This is a genomic window from Citrobacter sp. Cpo061 (genome assembly GCF_030332845.1).
GTDB classification, from domain to species: domain Bacteria; phylum Pseudomonadota; class Gammaproteobacteria; order Enterobacterales; family Enterobacteriaceae; genus Citrobacter; species Citrobacter portucalensis.
In genome coordinates, this window is sequence record NZ_JAOWHB010000013.1 from 112,279 (window position 1) to 125,457 (window position 13,179).

Annotated in this window: 13 protein-coding genes; 11 read left to right on the top strand and 2 right to left on the bottom strand. The window is 50.5% G+C overall.

Going from position 1 to position 13,179, the window contains the following annotated elements; translation table 11 throughout:
- Positions 1–24: 24 nt before the first annotated feature.
- Entirely contained in the window at positions 25–1,674 is a 1,650-nt protein-coding gene (gene pgi / locus OGX97_RS01110; protein ID WP_003826559.1) for a glucose-6-phosphate isomerase, read from the bottom strand.
- A gap of 314 nt (positions 1,675–1,988) precedes the next feature.
- On the opposite strand from pgi, the gene lysC reads away from it, so the two are divergent.
- The 7 genes from lysC to OGX97_RS01145 all read left to right on the top strand — a co-directional run bounded on the left by lysC (position 1,989) and on the right by OGX97_RS01145 (position 9,034).
- Complete coding sequence (lysC, locus tag OGX97_RS01115; RefSeq protein ID WP_235125845.1) at positions 1,989–3,338, top strand: lysine-sensitive aspartokinase 3; 1,350 nt, start codon at positions 1,989–1,991, stop codon at positions 3,336–3,338.
- An 87-nt stretch (positions 3,339–3,425) separates the two neighbouring features.
- Entirely contained in the window at positions 3,426–4,364 is a 939-nt protein-coding gene (gene panS, locus OGX97_RS01120; protein ID WP_032942083.1) for a ketopantoate/pantoate/pantothenate transporter PanS, read from the top strand.
- Positions 4,365–4,607: 243 nt separating this feature from the next.
- Positions 4,608–6,194, top strand: a complete 1,587-nt coding sequence (locus OGX97_RS01125; RefSeq protein ID WP_057068619.1) for a hypothetical protein — start codon at positions 4,608–4,610, stop codon at positions 6,192–6,194.
- Between the two features lie 27 nt (positions 6,195–6,221).
- Positions 6,222–7,061 carry a histidine biosynthesis protein gene (locus tag OGX97_RS01130; RefSeq protein ID WP_032942081.1) on the top strand — a complete coding sequence of 280 codons (840 nt, stop codon included), beginning with the start codon at positions 6,222–6,224 and terminating at the stop codon, positions 7,059–7,061.
- Between the two features lie 18 nt (positions 7,062–7,079).
- Positions 7,080–7,943: a Cof-type HAD-IIB family hydrolase gene (locus OGX97_RS01135; protein WP_071445339.1), complete on the top strand. Its 864-nt coding sequence runs from the start codon at positions 7,080–7,082 to the stop codon at positions 7,941–7,943.
- Complete coding sequence (locus OGX97_RS01140) at positions 7,930–8,688, top strand: DeoR/GlpR family DNA-binding transcription regulator (protein WP_153753896.1); 759 nt, start codon at positions 7,930–7,932, stop codon at positions 8,686–8,688. Before OGX97_RS01135 ends, OGX97_RS01140 begins: the two co-directional genes overlap by 14 nt.
- A gap of 73 nt (positions 8,689–8,761) precedes the next feature.
- A complete protein-coding gene (locus OGX97_RS01145) occupies positions 8,762–9,034 on the top strand; it encodes a DUF3811 domain-containing protein (RefSeq protein WP_003826541.1) in 273 nt (90 codons plus the stop codon).
- Here the strand turns inward: OGX97_RS01145 and rluF are convergent.
- Complete coding sequence (gene rluF / locus OGX97_RS01150; protein ID WP_008786901.1) at positions 9,031–9,906, bottom strand: 23S rRNA pseudouridine(2604) synthase RluF; 876 nt, start codon at positions 9,904–9,906, stop codon at positions 9,031–9,033. The two genes, OGX97_RS01145 and rluF, sit on opposite strands and share 4 nt — an antisense overlap.
- A gap of 469 nt (positions 9,907–10,375) precedes the next feature.
- Between rluF and OGX97_RS01155 the strand changes: the two genes are divergently transcribed.
- From OGX97_RS01155 to OGX97_RS01170, 4 genes are all read left to right on the top strand, one after another.
- Positions 10,376–11,329, top strand: coding sequence for a sugar-binding transcriptional regulator (locus tag OGX97_RS01155; RefSeq protein WP_235125861.1), 954 nt, complete (start codon positions 10,376–10,378; stop codon positions 11,327–11,329).
- 69 nt (positions 11,330–11,398) lie between these two features.
- Positions 11,399–12,205, top strand: a complete 807-nt coding sequence (locus tag OGX97_RS01160) for an SDR family oxidoreductase (protein WP_235125869.1) — start codon at positions 11,399–11,401, stop codon at positions 12,203–12,205.
- Between the two features lie 9 nt (positions 12,206–12,214).
- Positions 12,215–12,622: a mannose/fructose/sorbose PTS transporter subunit IIA gene (locus tag OGX97_RS01165; protein WP_118263003.1), complete on the top strand. Its 408-nt coding sequence runs from the start codon at positions 12,215–12,217 to the stop codon at positions 12,620–12,622.
- Complete coding sequence (locus tag OGX97_RS01170; protein WP_048236368.1) at positions 12,622–13,116, top strand: mannose/fructose/sorbose PTS transporter subunit IIB; 495 nt, start codon at positions 12,622–12,624, stop codon at positions 13,114–13,116. Before OGX97_RS01165 ends, OGX97_RS01170 begins: the two co-directional genes overlap by 1 nt.
- Positions 13,117–13,179 lie beyond the last annotated feature (63 nt).

Sequence of the window (13,179 nt, forward strand, 5' to 3'; positions counted from 1 at the left end):
TATCCGGCCTACAAGTGTGTGCTATCAGGCACGCCAGGACTTATAACGGTTAATCAAACCGTTGGTAGAACTGTCGTGGCTGCTCACTTCGGAACCATCTTTCAGCTCTGGCAGAATGCGGTTCGCCAGCTGTTTGCCCAGCTCAACGCCCCACTGGTCAAAGGTGAAGATGTTCAGGATAGCGCCCTGAGTGAAGATTTTGTGTTCGTACAGTGCAATCAGCGCACCCAGGCTGAACGGCGTGATTTCGCGCAGCAGGATGGAGTTCGTTGGGCGGTTACCTTCGAACACTTTGAACGGTACAACGTGGTCCAACGTTGCCGGATCTTTACCCTGGTCGCGGTATTCCTGCTCAACCACTTCACGAGATTTACCGAATGCCAGCGCTTCGGTTTGCGCGAAGAAGTTAGACAGCAGTTTCGGATGGTGATCCGACAGCGGGTTGTGGGTGATGGCCGGCGCGATGAAATCGCATGGAACCATTTTGGTGCCCTGGTGGATCAGCTGGTAGAACGCATGCTGGCCGTTAGTACCCGGCTCACCCCAGATGATTGGGCCAGTCTGGTAATCCACCGCATTGCCGTTACGGTCAACGTATTTACCGTTGGATTCCATGTTGCCCTGCTGGAAGTAAGCCGCGAAACGGTGCATATACTGGTCATACGGCAGAATCGCTTCGGTTTCGGCACCGAAGAAGTTGTTGTACCAGATACCGATCAGCGCCAGCAGCACCGGCAGGTTTTTCTCAGCCGGAGTGGTGGAGAAGTGTTTGTCCATCGCATGCGCGCCGGAGAGCAGCTCAACAAAGTTGTCGAAGCCTACGGACAGGATGATGGACAGACCGATTGCAGACCACAGGGAGTAACGACCGCCAACCCAGTCCCAGAACTCGAACATATTGGCAGTATCAATACCAAACTCGCCAACCGCTTTACCGTTAGTGGAGAGCGCTGCGAAGTGTTTGGCAACGTGCTTGTTGTCGCCTGCGGTCGCCAGGAACCAGTCGCGCGCGCTGTGGGCGTTGGTCATGGTTTCCTGGGTGGTGAAGGTTTTGGAAGCGACCAGGAACAGCGTGGTTTCCGGGTTCACTTTCTTCAGCACTTCGGCAATGTGCGTACCATCGACGTTAGACACAAAGTGCATGTTCAGGTGATTTTTGTACGGACGCAGCGCTTCGGTCACCATGAACGGGCCGAGATCAGAACCGCCGATACCGATGTTTACTACATCAGTGATGGCTTTACCGGTATAGCCTTTCCAGCTTCCGGAGATGATCGCTTCAGAGAAGGATTTCATCTTCTCCAGCACAGCATTCACTTCCGGCATGACATCTTTGCCGTCAACGATGATAGGCGTATTGCTACGGTTGCGTAGCGCCACGTGCAGCACGGCACGGTCTTCAGTGCGGTTGATTTTCTCACCGGAGAACATGGACTTGATGGCGCCCGCCAAATCGGTTTCTTTCGCCAGATCCTGCAGTTTAGCCAGCGTCTCTTCAGTGATGCGGTTTTTGGAGAAATCCACCAGCATCAAATCGTCAAACGTCGCGGAAAACTTAGTGAAACGATCGCTATCTTTCGCGAAAAGATCCGCGATAGTAACGTCTTTCATTTCTTCAAAGTGTTTTTGTAGTGCCTGCCAGGCTGAGGTCTGCGTTGGATTGATGTTTTTCATTAGCAATACTCTTCTGATTTTGAGAATTGTGACTGAGATCGATTGTAACGCCAGTCACAGAAAAGTGTGATTGTTTTAATGCCATTGCCAGGGCATCCGCCAAACGTGGCTAAAAAGTATAGCGGTTATTAGCGTTGTTATTAGTACCGTTACTCAACGCAGTTGCAGCATGAAAAATCCGCATAATCCCAGCGTTGACAGTGCAAGCTACACATTTTATTTATAAATACGGTATTTGCATTTGCGCCTGCACCGGTTTCTGTTCTGCCTTATGTGCCATGGTCGCTCTATTCATTCCCTGACACGAGGTAGTTATGACTGATGTAGTTGTCTCCAAATTTGGCGGTACCAGCGTGGCGGATTTTGATGCCATGAATCGCAGCGCTGATGTAGTACTTTCTGATGCTAACGTCCGTGTAGTGGTACTTTCCGCTTCAGCGGGAATCACCAACCTGCTGGTCGCACTGGCGGAAGGGCTGGAGCCAACCGCGCGCTTCGAAAAACTCGATGCCATTCGTCAAATTCAGTTCAATATTCTGGAACGCCTGCGTTATCCAAACGTGATCCGTGAAGAGATCGACCGTCTGCTGGAAAACATCACCACGCTGGCTGAAGCGGCGTCACTGGCGACTTCAACCGCGCTGACCGACGAACTGGTCAGCCACGGCGAACTGATGTCTACCCTGCTGTTCGTCGAGATCCTGCGTGAGCGCAACGTGCAGGCGCAGTGGTTTGACGTACGTAAAGTGATGCGTACCAACGATCGTTTTGGCCGCGCAGAACCTGACGTTGCGGCGCTGGCCGAACTGGCAACGCTCCAGTTGGCCCCGCGTCTGAGCGAAGGTCTGGTGATTACTCAGGGCTTTATCGGCAGTGAAGGTAAAGGCCGCACCACCACGTTGGGGCGCGGCGGGAGCGATTATACGGCTGCCCTGCTGGCCGAAGCGCTGCACGCCACGCGCGTCGATATCTGGACCGATGTTCCTGGCATTTACACGACCGATCCGCGCGTTGTTCCGGCGGCGCAGCGTATTGATGAAATCGCCTTTGAAGAGGCCGCAGAAATGGCGACCTTTGGCGCGAAAGTGCTACACCCGGCAACGTTGTTACCTGCCGTACGTAGCGATATCCCGGTGTTTGTTGGCTCCAGTAAGGATCCAAAAGCAGGCGGTACGCTGGTATGCAATAAAACCGCGAATCCACCGCTGTTCCGGGCGCTGGCACTGCGCCGTAAGCAAACGCTGCTAACGCTGCATAGCCTGAATATGCTGCACTCTCGCGGCTTTTTGGCGGAAGTGTTCGGCATCCTCGCACGCCATAACATTTCGGTCGATTTAATTACCACATCCGAAGTCAGCGTGGCGCTGACGCTGGATACCACCGGTTCGACCTCCACCGGCGATACACTGTTAACACAGTCCCTGCTGATGGAACTGTCTACCCTGTGTCGGGTTGAAGTGGAAGAAGGCCTGGCGCTGGTGGCACTGATTGGCAACGACCTGTCCAAAGCCTGTGGAGTGGGTAAAGAGGTGTTCGGCGTACTGGAGCCATTCAACATCCGCATGATTTGCTACGGCGCGTCCAGTCATAACCTGTGCTTCCTGGTGCCCGGTACTGAAGCCGAACAGGTGGTACAGAAGCTGCACCATAATTTGTTTGAATAAAATTTCATCACGCAATAAACAATAACGATAGCCGGGCTCGAACCCGGCTTTTTTATAACAACACATTTCAATCGCAAGGAATATAACATGCTCGCTACTCTCACGCGGCTGTTCCCGTTATGGGCACTGCTGCTCTCTGTTGTTGCGTATTACACGCCCACCACCTTTACGCCTGTCGGGCCATTCGTGCCGTCGTTACTGATGCTGATCATGTTCGGTATGGGCGTTCACCTGAAGGTAGACGACTTTAAACGCGTACTCTCACGTCCTGCACCAGTCGCGGCGGGTATTTTCCTGCACTATCTGGTAATGCCGCTCGCCGCATGGATTTTAGCGCTGGCATTTAATATGCCGCCGGAATTGTCCGCAGGGATGGTGCTGGTCGGTAGCGTCGCCAGCGGAACAGCATCAAACGTAATGATCTATCTGGCAAAAGGCGATGTGGCGCTCTCTGTGACTATTTCATCGGTTTCAACGTTGGTCGGCGTTGTCGCCACACCGCTGCTGACACGGCTGTATGTCGACGCGCATATCCAGGTGGATGTGATGGGTATGCTGCTGAGTATCCTGCAGATCGTGGTCATTCCAATTGCGTTGGGGTTGGTCATTCACCACCTGTTCCCACGCGTCGTAAAAGTCGTGGAACCGTATCTGCCCGCATTTTCAATGGTGTGCATTCTGGCAATCATCAGCGCCGTCGTGGCGGGTTCTGCCTCGCACATTGCATCCGTCGGCTTTGTGGTGATTATCGCCGTAATCCTACATAACACCATTGGCCTGCTCAGCGGCTACTGGGGCGGAAAATTGTTTGGTTTCGACGAGTCAACCTGCCGTACGTTGGCAATTGAAGTGGGCATGCAGAATTCAGGACTTGCCGCTGCGCTGGGCAAGATCTACTTTGGCCCGCTCGCCGCCCTGCCCGGCGCGTTGTTCTCCGTCTGGCACAACCTTTCCGGTTCGCTGTTGGCAGGCTACTGGTCCGGTAAGTCGATTGAAGAGAAACCACACTCAGTAAAACAACACTAATCTTCATAAATGGAGGAGGCATCCTCCATTTCTCCCTACCCGCATTTGAACCCCATCACAAAACAACAAACATCAACATAAAACAAAACAATTATTTAGTTGTTATTTTTCAATAAAATACACAAACAAACCTGTTTTTAATTCAAATTAAATCATTTTTCTAATGTTGATTTAGTTTGTTTTAATTGGGAATATGATTTCACTACAACACAGATAAACCCTTACCCTATCTTCGAGGCCGCTATGAAAAAAATTGCGATTATTGGAAGCAGTGGAGGCAACCTCTACAATCTGGGTGGTGCTGAACCAGAAAAGCTACTCCAGGAAATTTACCAGCAGTGCGAAGCCGCAGGAGTGGAAGTTGCCGCTGTGCAGTTCATTGCGGCAGAAGCCTCAATGGACGTTGCCAAAGCTCACACGCCAGCGTCGGTATTTGCACTAACCACAGAAAACCAACAAAAACCACAAAGGATATTTCAGGGCAAACTTTCAGATGTGAACGACTCGGTAGTTGAGAGCGATTGCAGGATTGCTGAAATGATCCGTAACGGTGAGATCGACGGGATCATCGTGATGAGCGCCGATCCGGTGAAGGCCAACCAGGCGGTCTTTGCCGCAGCTGTTGAAATGAAAACACCGATTGTTGGCACCGGCGGAACCTCAATGGCGCTAGTGGCGGCAAAAGGGGCAAATGTCGTCGCAACCTCGGGCACGACGGGTACCACCAGCCGAACCCGCGCAGTCTCCTTCATCGCATCACTGTGTAAGCACTGGGGCGTTAAATACAAACCACAGTTGGGCAGTGCCTCTCCTTCACAGGGCGGTTCTGGAAAAAGTCTGCTTAAGCGCTTCAATATTCGCAGCATAATGATCCCTGCGCTGCCGGGCTTTATTGCCATGGCAATCGTGCTCGCACTCAGTCACATTCCGGGCCTGGAAAAACTCAACGATATCTTTGAAATTCTACTGAAGGGCCTACCGGTTTTAGTTGCGGTTCTCGCAGCAAAACAGATTTCGGAACTGGATGAAGTCTCAATTGTTGCCGGGGTGGTCGCCGGAGTACTTTCCGTCGAAGGCGGTCTGATTGGAGGGATCATCGGTGGTTTGATGGCCGGGATTTTCGTTCGTTGGCTGTTCGAATTATGCCTGAATTGGCGCTTTCCGATGACCACCGTCAACATTGTAGCGGGTGGGATCTCAGGCCTGGCCGCTGGGTTAATCATGCACTATCTGCTGAGTCCGCTGGCGCTGTCAGCAGGTAATTACATCAAACTGGCTATCGAAAGCACGCTGGCCTTCAGCCCTATTCTTGCCGGCCTGCTGGCTGGGTTGGTTATCTGGCCAGCTATTCTGGGGGGAGTCTATCACGCAGTCATTCTGCCGCTGGTGCTCCTGGAAATGGAAAAATCCGGAGTCAGCTTCCTCGGCGCTGTCGATATGGTAGGCCTGGTGATGGTTGCTGCAGGAATCAACCTGGCTAACGTCATCGCACCACGAGAAAAAAGCGAAGCAGCCGTCGCGACGCCCGGCCTGCTTATCAACCTCGGCTTTGGGACCTTCGTTGAATCGGCCTATCCGTTCATGTTTGCCAACAAAATTGTCTTTGGTTCAGCGATCGTTTGGGCCGGTCTGGGCGGCATGATGCTGGGTTTCTTTAACGTCAAAGGCGTGGCTTATGTCCCCGCATTTGCCTCTCCGTTCTTATCCAGCAATGCGCTGCAAATGGCGATTGTGATGGTTACCGTCATGGGCCTGACCTGTATTTCCACCATTATTGCCAACCGTTTTAAGGCTGTCGCACAGAAAGAATCTACCGCGTCAGCCCATTAATTAATGCACCAACACCAGAGGTACACCATGTTTAAAGGCGATATGAATAAAAAACGCGCTAAAGCGTTACAGAAAGTGAAAGATGCCATCACGCTGCACGGCGGGCAGACCATCCTCAGTACAGGGATAACCGGCGACGATGCGCGTCTGGCAAAAGCAGTATGTGAGGCGGGCGTTAAGCTGCTCGAACCGAACCATCCCGCACTGGCGCTGGCGCGTGGGCATAAGGGGGTGAGTAACATGCACGCGGCAGAACAAATCCGCCACGAAATCACCAACAGCCAGATGGCCGAAGCAGTACATGGCGTACGTAATGTGGTTCCTGACGATATCTTCATTACCGTCGGTATCGCAGGTGGCTTTACCGAAACGTTACCGGTCCCGCTCACGGAAACAGAGATACTGGAGATTGCTCGTGCTGGTGCCGATGGCTTACACACTCATAAATCCGACTGGGACGATCTACAGGACATCGTTAATCTCGCCCATCAGTATGGCCTGACCGTTGATGCTTATATTGGTCACCCGGATGACCTGCATACCTTCGGTATTCCTGCGCGCACTCCAGAAGAGGTCGCCAGCGTAGCAAAACGGATGCAGGAGATTGGCGTCGACATGATTGGTTTAATGACCGGTATGAGCTACGAAGGCGTAGCCGCAGGTGATATTCCGCAAGCCATTAAAGATCGCCTGTGGGCGCTGGTCGGCGCGGTAAGCGTGCCGACGCTGGCGGAAGGCGGAATTAACCTCGCCAATGCCAAAGCGTTTAAGGATACCGGGGTCAATATTCTGGTCGTCGGTACGGCAATCGACAATATGGTCTGCAACGCCGCCAAAGAGGCTGTCACACCGTTTATTGCGCATTGATATTAAGGGAAAAAAAGCATGTTACTGGTCACCGATCTGGATGGAACACTACTGACTTCGCAAAAGACAATCAGTCCACGCACTCGTCAAGCACTCGTAGAATTCCACCAGCGCGGTGGCCTGTTGGCCGCCTGTTCCGCCAGACCGGTCTCCTCTATGATGCGCCTGCTACAGCAGCAGCAGGTTAATGCGCTGTTTGGCTGGTGCGCAGGCTTTAACGGAGGTCAGATCCTCGAGATGGCGCAGCAGCGCAATATTCATACTGCAGCGCTCTCCTGTATGAATCTTCGGGATATTGACCGACATATTGCACTTTCCCTCTGCCCTCATCACTTTTTTAGCGCCGATGCTATTTATCATCGTTGCGACCTACAGGTAGCGCCATGGACAACTTATGAAGCCCGTTTATTTGAATTACCACTTATTCCTGCAGCACCCGGTAATATTTTAAACCGACAAGATATTTATAAAATCACACTCGTTACTGAGCAGTTAAAAATAAATGCGTTGTGTGCAGACGTGAATAATAAATTGCCTTATGGTTATACAGCGACTATCACTGGGGAGAATTACATTGATATCCAACGTAGCGAAATAAATAAAGGTTATGCTATTAGCATGTTAATGCACCAGCTAAATATAACAGCCGATAAAGTTGCGGCGATTGGCGACCAGCAAAACGATATCAGTATGTTTTCCGCCGCCGGCATTGGTATTGCAATGGGGAATGCGCCTGAGGTAGTAAAACGACAAGCCAGCTATGTGACGGCCTCTAATGATGATGAGGGTATTGTCTGTGCGCTGGAGTGGTTGCGTTGCTCTGCACATCCAGTTACCATGCGCCAAAGCACGACGTTGGCGGAAAATAATGAACCCGATTAAAAGAAGAAAACATATCCTCGATGAATTAAATAAATTCGGTGAAGTGACGGTTATCAAATTATCGGAAACGCTAAAAGTCACATCAGAGACCATTCGCCGCGATCTCTCCATCCTGGAGTCTGAAGGGCAAATTACCAAGATTCACGGCGGAGCCGTCAAAAAGCAGGTTGTTCAGGAAGATGAATTTGGCGCGCGGATTGATATACACCGCGAAGAAAAAATGGCAATTGGTAAACTTGCCGCCGGGATGGTCAGCGAGCACGACACTCTATTCATTGACTCCTGTACAACAAATCTTATTCTGGCCGAACAATTACCTCCTCTGGCCTACTCCGTTATTACTAACTCAGCCTTAATTGCCGATAAAATAAAAGAACATAATCTTAAAGCGCGCGTTTATGTATTAGGTGGTGAATATGACTACCATTTCCGTGCCAATCTCGGCGTCTCCGTTTGTCAGCAAATAAACACTATTCACGCAGATATCTGCTTCATCGGCGCGGGTGGTATTTCACCTCAACATGGTGTGCTGGTGAAAAGCTTCGATGAAGCCTATGTTGCCAAATCAATGATTGCTATGAGTAAAAAGTCGGTAATTCTTGCCGACCATACAAAATTTGGCCAGGACGGAGTGATGTGTATCGCCACATTAAAAGAGATCGATAACATCATCACAGACAAACGATTCGGAACAACGGGCTATACACAGCAGGACTTCGCCGGAAAATTACGTATTGCTGAATAATACAATACATGACGCTATCAGCAGGTTCTGGATTACCGTACACTGAGGATATCGGCTAACAGAGGGCACCCTTATGGCACTCCCCCGCATTACCCAAAAAGAGATGACCGAGCGCGAACAGCGTGAACTGAAAACGCTGCTCGACCGCGCGCGCATTGCGCATGGTCGTCTGCTGACCAACGCAGAGACCAACAGCATCAAGAAAGAGTACATCGATAAACTGATGGCCTTGCGCGAAGCAGAAGCTAAAAAAGCCCGCCAGTTGAAGAAAAAGCAGGCCTATAAACCGGATGCTGAAGCATCGTTTTCCTGGTCAGCAAATACGCCGACGCGCGGCAGACGTTAACGTCCCTTCTTCTTACGTCCCGGCGAAGTAAAACGCTTACCGTTTGCCGCCGGGCGCGATTTCTCTTTCTCCGCTGATTTTTCGATTTTCACCACCGGACGCTTAATGCCTGCGGTTTTTGGCTTCGCTTTCGCCTTCGGTTTGGCTTCTGAGGACGAGTTCTCAATCAGCTTGAACAGATCGATCAGTTCGTCATCTGTCAGGTCGCGCCATTCACCAAGCGGCAGACCAGACAAACCAACGTTCATGATACGCGTACGCTCAAGCTTGGTAACTTCATAGCCAAAGTGTTCGCACATACGACGGATCTGACGGTTAAGCCCCTGAATCAGCGTAATGCGAAACACAAACGGCGCTTCTTTCTTCACCTTACATTTTTTGGTGACGGTACCGAGAATGGGCACACCGGCCCCCATACCACGGATAAAGTCATCAGTGACCGGCTTATCGACCGTCACCAGATACTCTTTTTCGTGATCGTTACCGGCACGCAGGATTTTATTCACCAGGTCGCCGTGGTTGGTCAGAAAGATAAGTCCCTGAGAATCTTTGTCCAGACGACCAATTGGAAACACGCGCTTGCTGTGATTCACGAAATCAACAATGTTGTCGCGTTCGCTGTCTTCGGTGGTGCTGACAATCCCTACCGGCTTATTCAGCGCGATAAAAACCAGATCTTCCGCTTCACGCGGCTCAATCAACCGACCATTTACTTTTACGACGTCGCCAGGCATCACCTGATCGCCGATGGTGGCGCGTTTACCATTCAGGAAGACATTCCCTTGTTCGATAAAGCGATCCGCCTCGCGGCGCGAGCAGATTCCGCTTTCACTGATGTATTTATTTAATCGGATGGATGAGTCGGGCAGCATAGTTTCTCCTGTATACACTTCATCCTTCAAGCTGTCTCTGCGTTGGCTGCCCTCACTCACCCAGGTCACATAGCAATCTATGCTCCCGGGGATTCGCTCCCTTGCCGCCTTGATACAACTTGAATGACTTTGTGTATTAAAAGCGAAATATACCCTACCTTGCGGACGATAAAAAATAATCGTGTTCGACTGTCCACGCGCTATTTGTGATCCGTCACACCTTTTGACACAAAAGTGTCAGCGATCCATCCCTGCAATTTTGTTGAGTGAAAACAAGCAGAATCAATACATTAGAGAGGTATGCACATCTGTGCCGACAACGCGCCATCACCACATCAAATGTGCAACACAATCGGTCATTTCAGGGCGCTGAAATAAGTGAAAATAGCTTTGAGATGGAGAACAGATGAGGTTATATCAGATCAAGAAGGCAATTTCGTGATTTGCACAAATGTGCAGGAGTCCAAAAATGGCGACGGAAAACAGCGATGATATCCGCCTGATCGTAAAAATAGCGCAGTTGTATTACGAACAGGATATGACACAAGCGCAAATCGCCCGCGAGCTGGGTATTTATCGCACCACGATCAGCCGGTTACTAAAACGTGGACGCGAGCAGGGTATCGTCACCATCGCCATTAATTACGACTACAACGAAAATCTGTGGCTGGAACAGCAGCTAAAACAGAAATTTGGCCTGAAAGAGGCGGTCGTAGTCTCCTGCGACAGCGAGCAGGAAGATGAACAACTTAATATGATGGGCGTACATGGCGCGCAGTTGCTGGAACGCTTACTGGAACCTGGGGACATTATCGGGTTCTCATGGGGCCGCGCGGTACGGGGACTGGTGGAAGGATTATCTCCTGCCAGCCAGTCGCGCCAGCTGATCTGTGTGCCGATTATCGGCGGACCATCCGGCAAGCTTGAAAGCCGCTACCACGTCAATACGCTGACCTACGGCGCTGCGGCAAAGCTCAAAGGGGAATCACACCTGGCAGATTTCCCGGCACTGCTGGAAAACCCGCTGATCCGTAACGGGATCATGCAGTCACGACATTTTAAATCGATTTCTGCGTACTGGGATAATCTGGACATCGCGCTGGTCGGGATTGGATCTCCGGCGATACGTGATGGCGCCAACTGGCACGCCTTTTACGGCAGTGAAGAGAGTGATGACCTGCATGCCCGCCAGGTCGCCGGAGACATTTGCTCGCGCTTTTACGATATCAACGGTGTAACCGTAGAGACCAGGATGAGTGAAAAGACGCTCTCCATCGAAACCAATAAATTAAAACAGGCGCGTTACTCCATTGGCATTGCAATGGGTGAAGAAAAATACAGTGGGATATTAGGCGCATTACGTGGGAATTATATTAACTGTTTAGTTACCAACAGCCATACCGCTGAATTATTGTTGAAGTAAATAAATTCTAATTGGTCCTGCCATAATTAATTTTATGTGGGATCCCCTTATCTGAATCGGGAGTTTATTATGCAAACGTGGTTAAACTTGCAGGGCAAAGTCATTATTGTTACCGGTGGCGCATCCGGAATTGGTCTGGCGATTGTCGAGGAGTTATTAGCGCAAGGCGCTAATGTACAAATGGCAGATATTCATGGCGGAGAAGGTAAATACGATAACCATGACGGGTATCATTTCTGGCCAACGGATATTTCCAGTGCCAAAGAGGTTAATCATACTGTCGCTGAAATTATCCGACGCTACGGACGTATTGATGGGCTGGTAAATAATGCTGGCGTTAATTTCCCACGTCTGCTGGTCGATGAAAAAGCACCCGCCGGGCAATACGAACTCAACGAAGCTGCTTTCGAAAAAATGGTTAATATCAACCAGAAAGGTGTGTTCTTAATGTCGCAGGCAGCGGCACGCCAAATGGTAAAACAGCGTAACGGCGTGATTGTGAATGTCTCTTCCGAAAGCGGACTGGAAGGTTCTGAAGGTCAAAGCTGTTACGCCGCGACCAAAGCCGCATTGAATAGTTTTACCCGTTCCTGGTCGAAAGAGTTGGGCAAACACGGCATCCGCGTGGTTGGTATTGCACCTGGCATTCTGGAAAAAACCGGACTGCGGACCCCCGAGTATGAAGAAGCGCTGGCCTGGACCCGCAACATCACCGTCGAACAGCTGCGCGAGGGCTACACCAAGAACGCGATCCCGATTGGTCGTTCAGGGCGCTTAAGTGAAGTCGCTGATTTTGTTTGTTATCTTTTATCTGAGCGCGCCAGTTACATAACCGGAGTAACCACTAACATTGCGGGCGGAAAAACGCGCGGCTAAGGAGGTTTTATGGTCAATGCAATCTTCTGTGCTCACGGCAAACTGGCCTGCGCCATGCTGGAATCGGTACAGATGGTCTACGGTGATGCCAACGTTGAAGCCGTGGCATTTGTCCCCGGAGAGAACGCCAGCGACATTGTGGAAAAGCTAAAAAAGTTAGTAAGTATTCACACTGGCGATGAATGGCTGATTGCCGTCGATTTGCAGTGTGGCAGTCCCTGGAATGCCGCTGCGACGCTGGCGATGCACAATCCGGCGATACGGGTCATTAGCGGGTTATCACTGCCGTTGGCGCTGGAGCTGGTAGACAACCAAAACAATATGAATGTGGATGAACTGTGCGAACACCTGACGACCATTGCTCAACAAACCTGTGTCGTCTGGAAGCATCTGGAAACGGCCGAAGAGGATTTCTGATGAACATTACCCTTGCTCGTATTGATGACCGTCTGATCCACGGTCAGGTCACCACCGTCTGGTCGAAGGTGGCGAATGCTCAACGGATTATTATCTGTAATGACGACGTTTATAACGATGAAGTACGTCGCACATTATTACGTCAGGCCGCCCCACCGGGAATGAAAGTGAACGTCGTTAATATCGAAAAGGCGGTCGCGGTGTACCATAATCCGCAATACCAGAACGAAACCGTTTTTTATCTATTTACCCGCCCACAGGATGCCTTAGCAATGGTCAAGCAAGGCGTGAAAATCGCTACGTTAAATATTGGTGGCATGGCCTGGCGGCCTGGTAAAAAACAATTAACCAAAGCCGTTTCTTTAGATAACGACGATATTCATGCGTTTCGTGAGTTAGATAAACTGGGTGTTACGTTGGATTTACGCGTTGTCGCATCCGATCCATCTATTAATATTCTCGAAAAAATAGAAGAACAATCGTTCGCTGAATAAATAAAAATGCCTGTGTACTTATGCTTTAACAGGCAGGGATGATCACATTCACAAGGTGACATA

Bases quoted from the DNA above. Each gene is read 5' to 3' on its own strand.
- OGX97_RS01125 (WP_057068619.1), top strand. From the start codon at position 4,608: ATGAAAAAAATTGCGATTATTGGAAGCAGTGGAGGCAACCTCTACAAT.
- OGX97_RS01130 (WP_032942081.1), top strand. From the start codon at position 6,222: ATGTTTAAAGGCGATATGAATAAAAAACGCGCTAAAGCGTTACAGAAA.
- OGX97_RS01160 (WP_235125869.1), top strand. From the start codon at position 11,399: ATGCAAACGTGGTTAAACTTGCAGGGCAAAGTCATTATTGTTACCGGT.
- panS (WP_032942083.1), top strand. From the start codon at position 3,426: ATGCTCGCTACTCTCACGCGGCTGTTCCCGTTATGGGCACTGCTGCTC.
- rluF (WP_008786901.1), bottom strand. From the start codon at position 9,906: ATGCTGCCCGACTCATCCATCCGATTAAATAAATACATCAGTGAAAGC.
- OGX97_RS01135 (WP_071445339.1), top strand. From the start codon at position 7,080: ATGTTACTGGTCACCGATCTGGATGGAACACTACTGACTTCGCAAAAG.
- OGX97_RS01165 (WP_118263003.1), top strand. From the start codon at position 12,215: ATGGTCAATGCAATCTTCTGTGCTCACGGCAAACTGGCCTGCGCCATG.
- OGX97_RS01155 (WP_235125861.1), top strand. From the start codon at position 10,376: ATGGCGACGGAAAACAGCGATGATATCCGCCTGATCGTAAAAATAGCG.
- OGX97_RS01140 (WP_153753896.1), top strand. From the start codon at position 7,930: ATGAACCCGATTAAAAGAAGAAAACATATCCTCGATGAATTAAATAAA.
- pgi (WP_003826559.1), bottom strand. From the start codon at position 1,674: ATGAAAAACATCAATCCAACGCAGACCTCAGCCTGGCAGGCACTACAA.
- lysC (WP_235125845.1), top strand. From the start codon at position 1,989: ATGACTGATGTAGTTGTCTCCAAATTTGGCGGTACCAGCGTGGCGGAT.
- OGX97_RS01145 (WP_003826541.1), top strand. From the start codon at position 8,762: ATGGCACTCCCCCGCATTACCCAAAAAGAGATGACCGAGCGCGAACAG.
- OGX97_RS01170 (WP_048236368.1), top strand. From the start codon at position 12,622: ATGAACATTACCCTTGCTCGTATTGATGACCGTCTGATCCACGGTCAG.